General features: G+C 73.0%; 14 protein-coding genes. 10 read left to right on the top strand and 4 right to left on the bottom strand.

Features of this window, described 5'->3' with window-relative positions:
• Positions 1 to 77: 77 nt before the first annotated feature.
• The 5 genes from aroH to der all read left to right on the top strand — a co-directional run bounded on the left by aroH (position 78) and on the right by der (position 4,595).
• Positions 78 to 440 (top strand): chorismate mutase, encoded by a 363-nt coding sequence (gene aroH / locus DVK44_RS04835; protein ID WP_114658490.1) that lies wholly within the window; start codon positions 78 to 80, stop codon positions 438 to 440.
• The gene (locus tag DVK44_RS04830) at positions 437 to 1,522 is read left to right on the top strand and encodes a prephenate dehydrogenase (protein ID WP_114658489.1); all 1,086 of its coding nucleotides are present in this window, start codon (positions 437 to 439) and stop codon (positions 1,520 to 1,522) included. The genes aroH and DVK44_RS04830 overlap by 4 nt, the downstream gene beginning before the upstream one ends.
• 174 nt (positions 1,523 to 1,696) lie before the next feature.
• Entirely contained in the window at positions 1,697 to 2,410 is a 714-nt protein-coding gene (gene cmk / locus DVK44_RS04825) for a (d)CMP kinase (protein ID WP_114658488.1), read from the top strand.
• A complete protein-coding gene (locus DVK44_RS04820) occupies positions 2,368 to 3,072 on the top strand; it encodes a lysophospholipid acyltransferase family protein (RefSeq protein WP_408055288.1) in 705 nt (234 codons plus the stop codon). Before cmk ends, DVK44_RS04820 begins: the two co-directional genes overlap by 43 nt.
• A 62-nt stretch (positions 3,073 to 3,134) precedes the next feature.
• Positions 3,135 to 4,595: a ribosome biogenesis GTPase Der gene (der, locus tag DVK44_RS04815; RefSeq protein WP_114658486.1), complete on the top strand. Its 1,461-nt coding sequence runs from the start codon at positions 3,135 to 3,137 to the stop codon at positions 4,593 to 4,595.
• Positions 4,596 to 4,701: 106 nt separating this feature from the next.
• On the opposite strand, the gene DVK44_RS04810 is transcribed toward der, so the two are convergent.
• Together DVK44_RS04810 and DVK44_RS04805 are read right to left on the bottom strand one after the other, a co-directional pair.
• Positions 4,702 to 4,998, bottom strand: a complete 297-nt coding sequence (locus DVK44_RS04810; protein ID WP_408055287.1) for a hypothetical protein — start codon at positions 4,996 to 4,998, stop codon at positions 4,702 to 4,704.
• 149 nt (positions 4,999 to 5,147) lie between these two features.
• Positions 5,148 to 5,936, bottom strand: a complete 789-nt coding sequence (locus DVK44_RS04805; protein ID WP_114658485.1) for a hypothetical protein — start codon at positions 5,934 to 5,936, stop codon at positions 5,148 to 5,150.
• Between the two features lie 565 nt (positions 5,937 to 6,501).
• On the opposite strand from DVK44_RS04805, the gene DVK44_RS04800 reads away from it, so the two are divergent.
• The gene (locus tag DVK44_RS04800; protein WP_114658484.1) at positions 6,502 to 6,717 is read left to right on the top strand and encodes an I78 family peptidase inhibitor; all 216 of its coding nucleotides are present in this window, start codon (positions 6,502 to 6,504) and stop codon (positions 6,715 to 6,717) included.
• A gap of 140 nt (positions 6,718 to 6,857) precedes the next feature.
• On the opposite strand, the gene DVK44_RS04795 is transcribed toward DVK44_RS04800, so the two are convergent.
• On the bottom strand, positions 6,858 to 7,877 hold the full coding sequence (locus DVK44_RS04795; protein ID WP_114658483.1) for a phosphatase PAP2 family protein: 1,020 nt from the start codon (positions 7,875 to 7,877) through the stop codon (positions 6,858 to 6,860).
• Positions 7,878 to 8,334: 457 nt separating this feature from the next.
• Here DVK44_RS04795 and DVK44_RS04790 point away from each other — a divergent pair, with 457 nt between their 5' ends.
• Both DVK44_RS04790 and DVK44_RS04785 read left to right on the top strand, forming a co-directional pair.
• Entirely contained in the window at positions 8,335 to 10,086 is a 1,752-nt protein-coding gene (locus DVK44_RS04790) for an MFS transporter (RefSeq protein ID WP_228446992.1), read from the top strand.
• Positions 10,087 to 10,209: 123 nt separating this feature from the next.
• Positions 10,210 to 11,427, top strand: a complete 1,218-nt coding sequence (locus DVK44_RS04785; RefSeq protein WP_114658482.1) for an acyl-CoA dehydrogenase family protein — start codon at positions 10,210 to 10,212, stop codon at positions 11,425 to 11,427.
• Positions 11,428 to 11,495: 68 nt separating this feature from the next.
• Here the strand turns inward: DVK44_RS04785 and DVK44_RS04780 are convergent, their stop codons facing one another.
• Positions 11,496 to 11,930 carry a cell division protein SepF gene (locus tag DVK44_RS04780; protein ID WP_114658481.1) on the bottom strand — a complete coding sequence of 145 codons (435 nt, stop codon included), beginning with the start codon at positions 11,928 to 11,930 and terminating at the stop codon, positions 11,496 to 11,498.
• 260 nt (positions 11,931 to 12,190) lie between these two features.
• On the opposite strand from DVK44_RS04780, the gene DVK44_RS04775 reads away from it, so the two are divergent.
• A complete protein-coding gene (locus DVK44_RS04775) occupies positions 12,191 to 13,402 on the top strand; it encodes a DUF5685 family protein (protein WP_114658480.1) in 1,212 nt (403 codons plus the stop codon).
• Positions 13,403 to 13,766: 364 nt separating this feature from the next.
• The gene (locus tag DVK44_RS04770) at positions 13,767 to 15,818 is read left to right on the top strand and encodes an FAD/NAD(P)-binding protein (protein WP_114658479.1); all 2,052 of its coding nucleotides are present in this window, start codon (positions 13,767 to 13,769) and stop codon (positions 15,816 to 15,818) included.
• Position 15,819: the final 1 nt, after the last annotated feature.

Here is a 15,819-nt window from a genome sequence, read left to right as displayed (position 1 = left end):
GGGCGCCCCGTCGCCGCGCGGGCCGCCCCGGCGGCTGATTACCCTGGTCGGAGCAGTCGATCACTGAGGAGAACGTCGTGGCGGTACGAGCGGTCCGTGGGGCAGTCCAGCTGGAGCGGGACGAGGCCGCGCACATGGACGAGCGGGTCAGGGAACTCCTCACCGCGGTCCTGGAGCGCAACGCGCTCACCGCCGACGACCTCATCAGCGTCTGGTTCACCGCCACCCCCGATCTGCACAGCGACTTCCCGGCCGCCGCGGCCCGCGGGCTCGGTATCGTCGACGTGCCGCTGATCTGCGCCCAGGAGCTGGACATCACCGGCGCCCTGCCGCGCGTCGTGCGCGTCCTCGCCCATATCGAGTCCGACCGCCCCAAGTCCGCGATCGCGCATGTCTACCTCGGCGCGGCGGCGGCCCTCCGCAAGGACATCGCCCAGTGAGAACCGCCCTCGTCATCGGTACGGGCCTGATCGGCACCTCCGTCGCGCTCGCCCTCGCGGGCCGCGGGGTCACCGTCCATCTCCGCGACCACGACCCCACCCGGGCCCGGACCGCCGCCGCGCTCGGCGCCGGCACCGACGAGGAGCCCGCCGGCCCCGTCGACCTGGCCGTCGTCGCCGTACCGCCCACCCATGTCGCCGCGACCCTCGCCGCGGAGATGCGGGCCGGCGCCGCCCGCGGCTATCTCGACGTGGCGAGCGTCAAGGGCGGCCCCCGGCGCGAACTGGCCGCGCTGGGCGCCGACCTGAGCGCGTACATCGGTACGCACCCGATGGCCGGCAAGGAGCGCTCCGGGCCGCTGGCCGGGAGCGCCGACCTCTTCGACGGCCGGCCCTGGGTGCTGACCCCCACCCGGGACACCGACACCGAGGTGCTCAATCTGGCCCTGGAACTGGTCGCGCTCTGCCGCGCCGTCCCGGTGGTCATGGACGCCGACGCGCACGACCGCGCCGTCGCGCTCGTCTCGCACACCCCCCAGCTGATCTCCTCGATGGTCGCCGCCCGGCTGGAGACGGCCGATGAGACGGATGTACGGCTGTGCGGGCAGGGCATCCGCGATGTCACCCGTATCGCCGCCTCCGACCCCGCGATGTGGGTCGAGATCCTCTCCGCGAACCCGGGTCCGGTCGCCGACGTACTGTCCGGGATCGCCGCCGACCTCGCCGAGACCGTCGAGTCGCTGCGCGCGCTCCAGTCCGCCGACGACGAGAAGCGGCAGGGCGGGGCGGCCGGTATCGAGGACGTCCTGCGGCGCGGCAACGCGGGCCGGGAGCGGGTGCCGGGCAAGCACGGCGCCGCTCCGGCGGCGTACGAGATCGTGGCCGTCCACGTCAGCGACCAGCCGGGCGAGCTGGCCCGGATCTTCGCGGACGCCGGCCGCGCCGGGGTCAACGTCGAGGACGTACGGATCGAGCACGCGACCGGGCAGCAGGCGGGCCTGGTCCAGGTCATGGTGGATCCGGCCGCGGCCCCCGTCCTGGCGGCGGCGCTGCGCGAGCGCGGGTGGTCGATCCGGCAGTAGGGGGAGGGAGCAGCCGGCGGGCCGATCGGCTGTTGTCCGGGCGGGCGGAGAGCGGGTCCGCAGAGGCGGTACGACCGGCGGCACGGGCGCGGCCGAGTACTCGGTAACCTTGTGCGGGGGCGTGTGCGCGTCCCCGCACATCCACCCCGTGAACCAGGAAGGTGTCCGCCCCCCGTGGAAAACGGAGCAACCCCCGCCCGGACCGCCCCGGCCGCCGTCGTCGTCGCCATCGACGGGCCCTCCGGTACGGGCAAGTCGAGCACCTCCAAGGCGGTGGCCGCCCAGCTCGGGCTGAGCTACCTGGACACCGGCGCGCAGTACCGCGCGATGACCTGGTGGATGATCACCAACGGGATCGACGTGACCGACGCCGCCGCCGTGGCCACCGCCGCGGCCAAGCCCGTCCTGGTCTCCGGCACCGACCCGGCGCACCCCACGATCACCGTGGACGGCGCGGACGCCTCGGGCCCCATCCGTACGCAGGAGGTCACCTCCCGGGTGAGCGCGGTCAGCGCCGTACCCGAGGTACGGACCCTCGTCACAGAACTACAGCGGTCCATCGCGGCGGCGGCCGAGCGCGGCATCGTCGTCGAGGGCCGCGACATCGGGACGACCGTGCTGCCGGACGCCGACCTCAAGATCTTCCTCACCGCCTCCCCGGAGGCCCGGGCCGCGCGCCGCAGCGGCGAGCTGACCGGCAAGGACGCGGCCGGTCTCGCCGCCACCAGGGAAGCCCTGATCAAGCGGGACGCGGCCGACTCCGGCCGTAAGACGTCCCCGCTCGCCAAGGCCGGTGACGCGGTCGAGGTGGACACCACCGAACTCACGCTCCAGCAGGTCATCGAGTGCGTCGTGACCCTGGTCGAGGAGAAGCGGGCGGCGGCGTGAGCGGAGCCACGAAGAGCGCCGCGCCCTCGCCACGGGGCGCGGCGGTCGGGCGCGGTATCGGCATCGGGCTGATGTACGGCCTGTGGAAGCCCCGGGTGCTGGGCGCGTGGCGGGTGCCGGCGAGCGGGCCCGTCATACTGGCGGTGAACCACGCGCACAACATCGACGGTCCGATGCTGATGGGCACCGCGCCCCGGCCGGTGCACTTCCTGATCAAGAAGGAAGCGTTCATCGGGCCGCTCGATCCGTTCCTGAAGGGGATCGGACAGCTGAAGGTGGACCGCGAGACCACCGACCGCGCCGCGGTGACGGACGCGCTCGCCGTGCTCCGGGACGGCGGGGTGCTGGGCATCTTCCCGGAGGGCAGCAGGGGCGAGGGCGACTTCGCCTCCCTGCGCGCCGGGCTGGCGTACTTCGCCGTACGGTCCGGGGCGCCGATCGTGCCGGTCGCGGTCCTGGGCTCCACGGACCGCCGCGGCCGGCTGATACCGGCGCTGCCCCCGCTGCGCGGGCGCGTGGACGTCGTCTTCGGCGACGCCTTCACGGCGGGCGACGGGAGCGGGCGCCGTACGCGTACGGCGATGGACGACGCCACCGTGCGGATCCAGGAGCGGCTGACCGCCCACCTGGAAAACGCCGGGCGCCTGACCGGGCGCCGGTAGAGACTTGAGTAGTGGGCCGCTTGCCGCGGCGCACCGATCACGATGAACGAGGTACGGACTTCATGAACGACCAGATCGACTCCGGCGACGAACACGGAGAGCTTGGCGACGCCGAGTACGCGGACTTCATGGAGCTTGCCGCTCAGGAGGGCTTCGACGCCGAGGAGGTGGAGGGCGCGATCGGCGAGGCCGGGCACGGCCCGCTGCCGATCCTCGCCGTCGTCGGCCGGCCCAATGTCGGCAAGTCGACCCTCGTGAACCGGATCATCGGCCGTCGCGAGGCCGTCGTCGAGGACAAGCCCGGCGTCACCCGCGACCGCGTCACCTACGAGGCCGAGTGGGCGGGCCGCCGCTTCAAGGTCGTCGACACCGGCGGCTGGGAGCAGGACGTGCTGGGCATCGACGCCTCCGTCGCCGCCCAGGCCGAGTACGCGATCGAGGCGTCCGACGCGGTGGTCTTCGTGGTGGACTCCACGGTCGGCGCCACCGACACCGACGAGGCCGTGGTCCGGCTGCTGCGCAAGGCGGGCAAGCCGGTGGTGCTCTGCGCCAACAAGGTCGACGGGCAGAGCGGCGAGGCCGACGCCACGGCGCTCTGGTCGCTGGGGCTCGGCGAGCCCCACCCGGTCTCCTCGCTGCACGGCCGCGGCACCGGCGACATGCTGGACGCGGTCCTCGAAGCGCTGCCGGAGGCCCCGGAGCAGACCTTCGGGACGGCGATCGGCGGCCCCCGCCGGATCGCGCTCATCGGGCGGCCGAACGTCGGCAAGTCGTCCCTGCTGAACAAGGTGGCGGGCCAGGAGCGCGTCGTCGTCAACGAGATCGCCGGGACCACCCGGGACCCGGTCGACGAGCTGATCGAGCTGGGCGGCACGGTCTGGAAGTTCATCGACACGGCGGGCATCCGCCGCAAGGTGCACCTCCAGGAGGGCGCGGACTACTACGCGTCGCTGCGGACCGCCGCCGCGGTCGAGAAGGCGGAGGTCGCGGTCGTCCTGATCGACACGAGCGACTCCATCAGCGTCCAGGACCAGCGGATCATCACCATGGCCGTGGAGGCGGGCCGCGCGCTTGTCATCGCGTACAACAAGTGGGACACCCTCGACGAGGAGCGCCGCTACTACCTGGAGCGCGAGATCGAGACGGAGCTGGCGCAGGTCGCCTGGGCGCCCCGGGTGAATGTGTCGGCGCGCACCGGCCGGCACATGGAGAAGCTGGTCCCGGCGATCGAGACGGCGCTGGCGGGCTGGGAGACGCGGGTCCCGACGGGCCGGCTCAACGCGTTCCTCGGCGAGCTGGTCGCCGCGCACCCGCATCCGATCCGCGGCGGCAAGCAGCCGCGCATCCTGTTCGGTACGCAGGCGGGCACGAAGCCGCCGCGCTTCGTGCTCTTCTCCTCGGGCTTCATCGAGCACGGCTACCGGCGCTTCATCGAGCGCCGGCTGCGTGAGGAGTTCGGCTTCGAGGGCACCCCGATCCATATCTCCGTGCGGGTGCGCGAGAAGCGCGGGCGCAAGAAGTGAGCTGACCCGGCGGGGTGACAGACGCAAGCGGTGGGGCCCGGTACGGATCGATCCGTACCGGGCCCCACCGCTTGCGTGCCGTCGGCCCCTTGCCCCCCTAAGGCCGTCAGGCGCCCCGGCGGGGTCCCGGGGGCAGCGCCGCCTGGGGGCGGTGCGCGGGCTGGCGCGGGTCGCGCTGCCAGGATCCCGGGTGCGGGGTGTGGCCGAGGCCGCCATAGCCACCGCCGTACCCGCCATAGCCGCTGTGGGAGGCGTGCCCGGTGCCGAAGGCCGTGAAGCCGAGATTCTCCTCATTGCTCCGGTCGCCGGGCAGGGCCCGGAACGACCGGCGGAACTCGGAGTACAGCGCGTCGTAGATCGGGGTTGTGGAGAACCCGTCGGCCAAGTCCTGCGCGGGACGCATGGACGGGATCTGGCTCTGATACTGCGGGCGGGAGGGGTCGTATGAGTGCACGTATGTGCCAACGACCCCGCCGCCCGTCGGATGCGGGCGCACGGCGGAATTCGCCCGCGCCGGTGGCGGGCGGTGCCGCTGTGCCGACGGGCCCCAGATCACGTGCCGGCCAGGGGCATCGCCGCCGCGACCAGCTTTCCGTTCGCCGCGGCCTTCTCCAGCGCGTCACGGAGCAGGTCCTCGCGCGGCTGCTGGCCGATGGCGCCGACCGGGGCGGCGAATACCAGTACGGTCTTCGACTTGTTGGCGGCGGACCGCCAGCCCTCGGTGACCTGGAGCGGCTGGTGGGCCTGCCACCAGGCGACCGGGCTCCCGCCGCCCGTACCGGGCTGGAGCACGGCGTGCAGCTGACCCATGGCGAGCAGCACCGACCAGCCGCCCAGCCCGGCGGGCGCCCGGCCCAGGTCACCGACCGGCTGGAAGCCCTGCTCGATCAGGAGCTGGAGGAACTCGTCGGTGGTGCCCTCCGAGCCCGGCCGGGCGATCGGCGCCGTCGGCTCGACCACCAGGGCCGGGTGCAGCTCCTCCTCGATCAGCACCAGACCGCTGGTGACGCCGAGGACGGCCTGGCCGCCGGGGACGGAGGCGGGGACGCCCGACGGCTGCGGCTCGCTGCCGGTGATCGACCGGACCGCGCCCTTGAGCTGGTCCTCGGCGACCTGGACGACCTGGGAGGGAATGCAGGTGGCGTGGGCGAAGGCGAGAACCGCGGTCTCCTCACCGACGAACAGGACCGTGCTGGTCCGTTCCTGATCGGAGTCGCCGGGGGTCCGGCAGGAGGTGCAGTCGTAACTGCCCGGGGAGTTCTCGCCGGCGAGCAGCCGGTCGGCTTCTTCGTCGCCGATCTCGGCGCGGACGTCCTCGCTGACATCGAGCATGCGCGGCACGGGTGGCTCCTCGAACTCGGTGCGTGGGCCGGGCTGTTCCCGGCTCGTACAGAGACAACGGGCGAGCCGTGGCCGGGGTCACGCGCGGAAGCGCACGTATTCGAACCGGGAGGGAGAGACGGGGTCGTAAATCGTGAAATGAATGAATCAGTCCGGTGGCCGGAAGTCGTTCCCGTCTCCGGCCGGCCGCCGTACGCCCCCGCGATCCGCGCCTCCGCCGGTACGCGCGACCCGCCGCGCCGGTGCGGATCCGGCGGAAATCGTGTGGCGGGTCCGCGGACGGATACGGCGGGAAAAGCGGGGCGCCGGGTGGCCGGTAATTACCCTTCCGGGGAGCGTCCGGATAACCCGGCGAGGGGAATTCGGTGACGGTAAATTTATGTGATCTTCGGGGTCGGGGAAATGCGCGAAGAATCCCGGGAAGGGGCCGTCGGAGTGAGGACGGGCACATCCGGCGCATGCCGTCATCCTGTGACACAAGTGTGACCACGTACGGACCCCGGGCCTCTGTACGGCTATCCCGTACCGCTTCCTTCGCCGCCTCCGGCCGCTTACGGTGAGTGGTATGGCACCGATACCGACTCCGCCCCGACAGCCCGACGACGCCCCCGATTCCTATACCGGCCTGGACGCCGCGAGCGCCGAGCGGCGCGCCCGGCAGCGCGGCTGGACCCATGTGCGCGCGCTGCCGCCGGGCGTGATCATCACGATGGAGTACGTGGCCGGCCGGATCAACTTCGAGGTGGACGCCGACCGGGTGATCCGCTGCTGGTTCGGCTGACCCGGCCGCCCGCGGACCCGGCGACCCGCCCGATTGGCCCGCCTTCCGTACGACGTGACCCCCGGTCCGCCCGGACCGGGGGTCACGTCATGCTCCCGTACGTACCTCTCCCGCACCTCCCCGCCGCCCGGCGGACCCGCTCAGCCGCCCGTCAGGGGCCGTGAGCGCGGCGGACGGCGGCTGCCCGCCGGGGTGACCGGGGTGCGCTCCGAACGGACCCCGTGCGGCCTCGGCTGGGCCGTCAGCTGCGCCGCGGCGGCGAGCTGTCCGACCGGCCGGCCCGGCGCGCCCGCCCGGCCCGGATGCCCCGCGCCGACCGGCTCGCAGACCTCCTCGCCGGTGTGCGGCACCTCCTGCGGGACCGGCACGGGCCACGGCGCGCCGCCGACGGCGACCGGCACCACCGGGGTCTGCCGAGGGCGGTTTCGCCAGCGGTCGCGGAGGCGGTCGCGCAGGCCCAGGACCGTCCGTTCGGTCCGGCCGATCAGCGGCTCGAACCAGGGCAGCCCCAGCAGGATCAGCAGCCCCGCGGCCCAGCCCAGCAGCACATCGCTCAGCCAGTGCGTACCGAGGTACACCGTCGTCGCGCCGACCCCCAGGGCCACCACCGACGACATGATCGACAGATATCGCCTGGCCCGTGGAGTGGTGGCCAGATAGGCGAGGATTCCCCAGGTCACGACGGCGTTCGCGGTGTGGCCGGAGGGAAATATATCGCCGCCGGCGAAGAGTTCGGCCGAGCCGATCTGCGTCGCGTAGTGCGGGCCGAGCCGCCCGAGGCCGAGCTTCACCGCGCCCACGGTCACATTGAGGGCCAGCAGCGCCGCGCCGAGCACCAGCAGCGGGCGCAGCGTGTGCTGGCGCCAGGAGCGCCAGCCCAGCCACGCCGCGATCATCACGGCGGTGGGACCGCGCTGGCCGAGCACCACGAAGTAGTCGAGGAAGGCATGCAGGTCCGGCCACTGCTGATAGGGCCGGAAGAGCATGATCTTCCAGTCCAGGATCACCAGCGAGGACGAGACGAGCACAGCGACGACGATGGCGATGTAGAACGCCAAGGTCCCGCCGAAGAGAGCCGCACGGGTGCGGCTCATCCGCGGGATCTCTATCTTCGGCGGTTCCGGCTCCCGGTCCAGTCGGGCAAAGATGTCGGTACGCACCCAATGGACGTTACAGCGAGTGAGTAACCGAACCGGTCGGATCCGGTCTCTTCGTGATGACGATGTGATGTGGAGTGTGTCTCGGTCACCCTTTTATCGGACGCTTATCCATGGGTGGTTCCCGAAATGCAAGGGACCTTGGTCTCTATTCAGCGGCACACCGTTTCGGGAACTGTCTTTGTGAAGAACGGAAATGGTTCACCGTGGAGCCGCGTGGAGTTTCCCCGACGCTCACGCACGCTCCCGGACCCGGGACCGGCACCCCGCCGGCCCGGGCGGCGTGGCGTACGCCACACTCCCCGGCCGGAGCGGTGAGACATGCACCACGTGACACTTGCGATCACTCGCGTACGCTGTCGGCTCACTCGTCCGCCGAGGCCGGGCCACCCCACGAGCACCCTGCGCCCCATGCGCCGTGGGCCCGCCGCGCGCGAGGGACACACCGGGAGGTAGGCAGATGTCCGGGACCGCCACGGCCGGAGCACGGATACGTGCCGCCGGTGACGGTGCCAACCGCTGGGTCGTCCTGGCCGTCCTCTGCGTCAGCCTGCTGCTGGTCGCGCTCGACGCGACCGTGCTGCATGTCGCCGTCCCCGCCGTCACCGCCGATCTCCGCCCCAGCGGGGTCGGACTGCTCTGGATCGTCGACGCCTACCCGCTGGTCTGCGCCTCGCTGCTGATCCTCTTCGGCACCCTCGGCGACCGCATCGGACGGCGCCGGATCCTGCTCATGGGGTACGGGATCTTCGCGGTGGCCTCGGCCGCCGCCGCCTTCGCGCCCTCCCCCGAAGTGCTGATCGGCGCCCGCGCGCTGCTGGGCGTCGGCGGCGCGATGATCATGCCCGCGACCCTCTCCGTACTGCGCGAGGTCTTCCCCGACCGGCGCGAGCGGGCCATGGCCATCGGGATCTGGACGGCGGTCGCGGCGGTCGGCGCCGCCCTCGGCCCGGTCCTGGGCGGCTTCCTGGTCGAGCACTTCTGGTGGGGCTCGGTCTTTCTGATCAACCTTCCGGCGCTGGCGGTCCTGCTGCCCCTCGGCCGCTTCGCGCTCCCCGAGTCCCGGGGGCCCGACGGCGGGCCCTGGGACGTCCTCGGCGCGCTCCTGGCCGCCGCCGGGGTGCTCGGGGTGGTCCTCGGGGTGAAGCGGCTGGGCGCCGGGGAGACCCCGCTCGGCCCCTCGACGCTGGTCCCGCTCTGCGCCGGCGCGGCCCTCCTCGTCCTCTTCGTCCGCCGCCAGCGGCGCCGTAAGGACCCCCTCATAGACCTGCGGATGTTCGCCAGGCCCGCGTTCGCCACCTCCGTCGGCTGCATCGTCCTCGCCATGCTGGCGCTGGTCGGCCTGGAGCTGATCGCCGTCCAGTATCTGCAACTGGTGCTGGGGCTCAGCCCGCTGGAGGCCGGGCTGCGGCTGCTGCCGCTGACCTTCGCCGCCATGGCCGCGGGCGCCACCGGGGCCCTCTCGCTGCGCCGGTTCGGCCCCCGGCGGATGGTGTCCTGGGGTTTCGTCCTCACCGCCGTCGCCGTACTGCTGCTGGTCCAGCTCGGCCAGCACGACCGGCCCGCGCTGCTCGCCTCGTGCTTCGTCCTGCTCGGCTTCGGCCTCCAGACCACGCTGTTCGGCGCGTACGAGTCGATGCTCAGCGAGGCCCCCGCCGAGCGGGCGGGCGGCGCGGCGGCCATCGGCGAGACCTCGTACCAGCTCGGCGCGGGCCTCGGGATCGCGCTGCTCGGCAGTGTGATGAACGCGGTGTACGCGCCCGCCATGGCCTCCGCGAAGGGCGTTCCGCCGGCCGCCGGCGCCGCCGCGGCCGACTCGCTGGGCGAGGCGTACCAGGTGGCGGCCCGGCTCGGCGGGAGTGCGGGGGAGTCACTGCGGCTCGCCGCACGTCACTCGTTCGTGCAAGGACTGCATGTGACGCTGCTGGTGAGCGCCGGTCTGCTGCTGCTCGGCGCGCTGGCCGCGCTGCGGCTGCCGAGGGCCATGGAGTGCGCGGCGGCTGCGGACGGGACGGCCGGGAAGGCCGCCGAGGTGCCCCCGGTCCGGAGCGCGGTCGCCGTACGTCCGCGTGAGCCGCGGGCGGTGACCGTACGGCCGCGGCCCCTGCCCGAGCTGCGCGCCGCCCGGCCGCGCGGTGCTCCGGACGGCGCGGTTCCGGTGATCGGCCGGGGACCCGCCGAGCCGGCCGGGTCTGGACGGGCGACGGGCTGACCCGTAACGTCGCGTCAGCCGTCCGTGACCGGCGGCGCGGGTTCCGGTTCTGCCGCCGGTCCGGTGTGCCGGTCGTGGCGGCGTTCGACGTCCACAGCCGTGCGAGCCGCCGGAGGTCTGGCCGTGTCCGCTTCGTCCGTCCCGCCCGCCACCGCCTCCACCGCGCGGCGGCCCCCCTTCGACCCGCGGGATCCCCTCGGCCTCGACGAGCTGCTCGCCCCCGAGGACCTCGCGGTCCGCGACACCGTACGGGCGTGGGCCGCCGACCGGGTGCTGCCGCACATCGCCGACTGGTACGAGCGCGGCGAACTGCCCGGCATCCGGGAGCTGGCGCGCGAACTCGGTTCGCTCGGCGCGCTCGGCATGTCCCTGACGGGGTACGGCTGCGCGGGCGCCACCGCCGTGCAGTACGGGCTCACCTGTCTGGAGCTGGAGGCCGCCGACTCCGGCATCCGCTCGCTGGTCTCCGTACAGGGCTCGCTCGCCATGTACGCGATCCACCGGTTCGGTGCGGACGAGCAGAAGGAGCGGTGGCTGCCCGGGATGGCGGCGGGCGAGATCATCGGCTGCTTCGGGCTCACCGAGCCGGACCACGGCTCGGACCCGGCCGGGATGCGGACGTACGCCAAGCGCGACGGCTCCGACTGGGTGCTCACCGGCCGCAAGATGTGGATCACCAATGGCTCGGTGGCGGGTGTCGCCGTGGTCTGGGCGCGGACGGACGAGGGGATCAGGGGCTTTCTGGTCCCGGCGGGCACGCCCGGTTTCTCGGCGCCGGAGATCACCCATAAGTGGTCGTTGCGTGCCTCGGTCACCAGCGAACTGGTCCTCGACGAGGTACGGCTGCCCGCCGACGCGGTCCTTCCGGCGGCGACCGGGCTGGGCGGGCCGCTCGGCTGTCTGAACCACGCGCGGTACGGAATCGTGTGGGGGGCGATGGGCGCGGCGCGCGCCTGTTTCGAGTCGGCGCTGGGGTACGCGAAGACGCGGGAGCAGTTCGGCCGGCCGATCGGGGGCTTCCAGCTCACCCAGGCCAAGCTCGCGGACATGGCGCTCGAACTGCACAAGGGGCTGCTGCTCGCCCATCATCTGGGGCGGCGGATGGACGCGGGGCGGCTCCGTCCGGAACAGGTCAGTTTCGGCAAGCTCAACAATGTGCGGGAGGCGATCGGGATCTGCCGGACCGCGCGGACCGTCCTCGGCGCCAACGGGATCTCGCTCGAATACCCGGTCATGCGCCATGCGACAAACCTGGAGTCGGTGCTCACGTACGAGGGCACCGTCGAGATGCACCAACTCGTCCTGGGCAAGGCGCTCACCGGCCTCGACGCCTTCCGGTAGGAGCCGGCCGGCTCACGGGTGCCGGGAGGGGCGGCGGTCCGGGCGGCGGGTACCGGTGAGCACCTTGCTCAGCTCTGGTTGAAGAAGCCGTCCTGCGGCCCGGTGGCCTCGCCGTTGACGATCTGGGTGTCGGCGGGGGTGAGCAGGAAGACCCGGGTGGCCACGCGCTCGATCGAGCCGCGCAGTCCGAAGATCAGCCCGGCGGCGAAGTCCACCACGCGCTTGGCGTCGGCGGGTTCCATGAGGGTCAGGTTCATGATGACCGGGGTGCCGGCCCGGAACAGCTCGCCGATGGCCCGGGCGTCCCGGAAGCTCTCCGGGGAGACCGTGGCGATCCTGCGGGGCTGCCGCTCCGGGGCGGCTTCCGGGGCGACCCGCATGCGCGGCTCGCTCTTCCAGCTGTCCGCACTCTCCGCACCCTCGGCGTACTCGTCGTCGTAGTAACGCTCGTCGTTGTCCTCGACGAGGCCCAGCCAGGCGCTCGCCTTGCGCACCGATCCCATGGACGCCTCCTTTCACCGCGGTCACATGACGTTCCCTGTCCCTATGGTCGTCCATCATGCGGATCGCGCGCCAAGGGGATAGTCGGCGCGCAGGGGATTCGTGACGTGACTGGTGCAGAAGATGTGGCGTTTCGTCAAGGTTCCTACAGGATACGCCCCCTGAAACCCTCCCTATCGGCCCAAAATAATATGTTCCGTCCAGATGGGTGATGATGGGGTCGTACGAGTGAACGGGCGGGCGGCGCCGATGGCTGGATACGATGCGGGCCGCGCCGCCGAATGACTCCTGGGGGACCGTTGTGTTCGGAATTGTCAGACCCTGCGCTCATCGGCTCACCGAAGGGCTGAAAACCGAGTGGATGGCTCATCTCTGCGGGCTCTGCCTGGCACTTCGGGCCGATCACGGGCAGTTTGCCCGGATTGTCACGAACTATGATGGCCTGATCGTCTCGGTTCTGACGGAGGCTCAGACCGAACGCGTCCCCGAGGGACGGCGGACGGCGGGCCCCTGCCCGCTGCGCGGCATGCGCACCGCGCCCGTCGCCCGGGGGGAGGGCGCCCGGCTCGCGGCCACCGTGTCGCTGGTGCTGGCCTCGGCGAAGGTACGGGACCACGTCGCCGACCGCGACGGGCTGTTGAAACGCCGGCCACTGGCCGCCGCCGCGCGCCGGGTCGCCACCGGCTGGGACCGGGCCGGCGCGCGGACGGGCGCGGAACTGGGCTTCGACACGGCGGTCCTGGTCGACGCGGTCGACCGGCAGCCGGCCATCGAGCGGCTCGCCGGGCCCGGCACCTCACTGCTCACCGTCACGGAACCGACCGAGACGGCCACGGCCGCCGCGTTCGCCCATACCGCGGTGCTGGCGGGCCGGCCCGGGAACCGGGCGCCGCTGGCCGAGGCGGGCCGGCTCTTCGGCCGGCTCGCGCATCTGCTGGACGCGGTCGAGGACCAGTCCGCCGACGCCGCCTCGGGGGCCTGGAACCCGCTCACCGCGACCGGCGCCGGACGCGCCGAGGCGCGCCGGCTCGCCGACGACGCGGTGCACGGGATCCGGCTCGCGCTGCGCGACGCCGAGTTCACCGACGGCAGGCTGGCCCACGTACTGCTGGCGCACGAGCTGCGCGCCTCGGTCGACCGGGCCTTCGGTACGGCGGTGTGCGCGCACGGGACGGACGAGGGCCATGGGGCGGGCGAGGGGCATGGGGTAGGCAGCGGGCACCCCGGACTGCCGGCCGGCGCACCGCGCAAGCCGCCCGTACCGCGCGGTCTGCTGGCGGGGTGCGCGGCCTTCGTCGGGCTCTGCTGCACCTGCCGGCTGTGCTGCGCCGGCGAGTACGAGGGGCCGTGGTCGAGGAAGAAGCGGGAGGGCCTCTGCCACAGGGACGGGTGCGATAACTGCTGTGATTGCTGCGACTGTTGCGGCGGTTGTGATGGCTGCGACAGCTGCTGCTGTTGCGACTGCGGATCATGAGGGGGCCGAGCAGGGCGGTGCTGCGTGTGAAGGCACGCGGGAAACGGCGCACAAGCGCCGGAGAAGCTCCGGGAGGCCGGGCAGGGCGTCAGCTCAACAGGACGCGGACCACACTCGACCGAAGTCGATGTGGGAGCGGGTGACCAGCCACTGCTGCGGATGCATGAGGTAAGTGGAACAGGCATCCGTTTCCGCGTCAACCGTGCCTGAGACGGGCCGCTCACCATGTGGACGTGCTTGACAGCGGGCCGTGCGCGCCCCGTAGCCTCAAGTCGGCGGTGGACCGTGCTGAGGGGCTCGGTCCGGCCATTTTTTCCGTGAAGGCACTTCCCGTGTTCGATCTCTGTATCCACGGAGCCTTCGTATGCCCCTGTCGCCCCCGCCGCTGCCGTCCTCCGCGTCCGCACCGTCCTCCCCGTCCGCCGTGACCCCGTCCCTTGTCGTGATCGGGGCCGGGCCGCGCGGTACGGGATTCCTGGAGCGGATCGCCGCCAACGCGCGGTCGCTGTACGCCGGCCGGCGGCTCGACATCCATCTCGTCGACCCGTATCCGCCGGGCGGCGGCCGGATCTGGCGCCGGGACCAGTCGCCGCTCCTGTGGATGAACTCCATGGCCGAGGACGTCACCATGTACACCGACGACTCGGTGGCCCTGGCCGGACCCGTACGGGAGGGGCCCGCGCTGCACGAGTGGGCGGCGGCGGCCGGATCCGAGTCGGGGGACGGCGGTGACGTCGAAGACGTGCTCGGCGCGGAGCGGGCCGCTCTCACCGGGCAGTCCTTCCCCACCCGGCGGCTCCAGAGCGCCTATCTCGGCTGGGTCTACGAACAGGCCGTCGCCGCCCTGCCGCCCGGTGTCACCGTCCACCTCCACCCCACCAGCGCCCTGCGTGTCAGCGGACCGCGCGGCGGCCGGCAGCGCGTCTGGCTGGCCGGCCGCGCCGAACCGCTGACCGCCGATCTCGTGGTGCTGACCCTCGGCCATCTCGACGGCGAACCCGACGCGCAGCAGCGGGAGTTGGCGGAGTTCGCGCGGCGGCACGGGCTGCTCCACCTGCCGCCCGACTTCACCTCCGACAGCGATCTGTCCGCCCTGCCCGCCGGTGAACCGGTGCTCACCCGCGGCTTCGGACTCGCCTTCGTCGACCTGATGGTGCTTGTCACCGAGGGCCGCGGCGGGCGCTGGACCGGCAGCGACCAGGAGGACGGCGGCGGGCTCGTCTACCACCCCTCCGGGCGCGAACCCGTCCTGTACGTCGGGTCGCGGCGCGGGGTCCCGTACCACTCCAAGATCGGGTACACGCTGGACGGCGAACGGCCGCCGCTGCCCCGGTTCCTCGGGCCCGCGCAGGTCGACGCCCTGCTCGCCCGGGACGAGCCGGCCGACCACCGGCGCGATGTCCGGCCGCTCATCGACAAGGAGCTGGGCTTCGCCCACTACCACCGGCTCTTCCACGCGCACCCCGAGCGCACCCGCGGCGGCTGGACCGCCTTCGAGAAGGCGTACGCCGCCGCTACCGGCGGCCCGGAGCTGGCCGCGCTGGTCGCCGGGGCCGTGCCCGACCCGGCCGACCGGCTCGACCTCGGCGTGCTGGACCGGCCGCTGCGCGGGCGCGGCTTCGCCTCGTACGACGCACTCCAGGACGGTCTGCGCGACTACATAGCGGCGGATCTCGCCCGTCGGCACGATCCGTCCCACAGTGCGGACCTCGCCGTCTTCTACGCGCTGCTGTCGGTCTACGGCCAGCTGATCCGCCTCGGTGACGCGGGCGACCCCGACGGCCGGTGGCACGGCTTCTTCAGCTATCTCGCCTCCGGGCCGCCCGGGCCCCGGCTGCGGCAGCTCCTCGCGCTCTCCCGCGCCGGGGTCGTGCGCTTCCTCGGGCCGGACACGGCGATCGAGGCCGACGACGAGCGCGGTGTCTTCCGGGCCACGAGCCCCGCCGTACCGGGGGAGTACGTCGAGGCCCGCGCCCTTGTCGAGGCGCGGCTGCCCGATCCGTCACCGGCGCGCACCCGCAGCCCGCTGCTGCGCGCGCTGTACGAGGAGGGCGCGGCGGTGACCTCGTCGGCCGGTCTGGTCCGGGTCGACCCCGACGACGGCCGCCTCCTGGAGCGTGACGGCACCCCGCATCCGCGCCGCTTCGCGCTCGGCCCGTTCACCACCGCCCGGTCGAGCGGCGCCTTCACCCGGCCCCGCACCGGCGGCCCGGCCTTCCGGCAGAACGACGCCACCGCGCGCGCCGCCCTGACCCTGCTGGCCCGGCCGCGCCCCGCCGCGCCGGTCGGGCCCGTCAGGCCCGCCGCGCCCGCCGGGCCGGTCACGGCCGCCGCGCCCGCCGCGACCGTACGGCCGGAGTCCGTGCCGCCGCCGCTCGGGGTGTCCCCGTCCGCCGTCTCCTCCGTCGAAAGGTAGA

The sequence above is a fragment of the Streptomyces paludis genome (assembly GCF_003344965.1).
Lineage (GTDB): Bacteria > Actinomycetota > Actinomycetes > Streptomycetales > Streptomycetaceae > Streptomyces > Streptomyces paludis.
Note: the sequence above shows the minus strand (reverse complement) of the source record. Positions and strands in the feature narration are given on the sequence as shown.

Excerpts from the sequence above, each read along its gene's own strand:
- der (WP_114658486.1), top strand. The coding sequence starts at position 3,135 with ATGAACGACCAGATCGACTCCGGCGACGAACACGGAGAGCTTGGCGAC.
- DVK44_RS04810 (WP_408055287.1), bottom strand. The coding sequence starts at position 4,998 with ATGCGTCCCGCGCAGGACTTGGCCGACGGGTTCTCCACAACCCCGATC.
- DVK44_RS04800 (WP_114658484.1), top strand. The coding sequence starts at position 6,502 with ATGGCACCGATACCGACTCCGCCCCGACAGCCCGACGACGCCCCCGAT.
- DVK44_RS04790 (WP_228446992.1), top strand. The coding sequence starts at position 8,335 with ATGTCCGGGACCGCCACGGCCGGAGCACGGATACGTGCCGCCGGTGAC.
- DVK44_RS04780 (WP_114658481.1), bottom strand. The coding sequence starts at position 11,930 with ATGGGATCGGTGCGCAAGGCGAGCGCCTGGCTGGGCCTCGTCGAGGAC.
- DVK44_RS04775 (WP_114658480.1), top strand. The coding sequence starts at position 12,191 with ATGCGGGCCGCGCCGCCGAATGACTCCTGGGGGACCGTTGTGTTCGGA.
- DVK44_RS04770 (WP_114658479.1), top strand. The coding sequence starts at position 13,767 with ATGCCCCTGTCGCCCCCGCCGCTGCCGTCCTCCGCGTCCGCACCGTCC.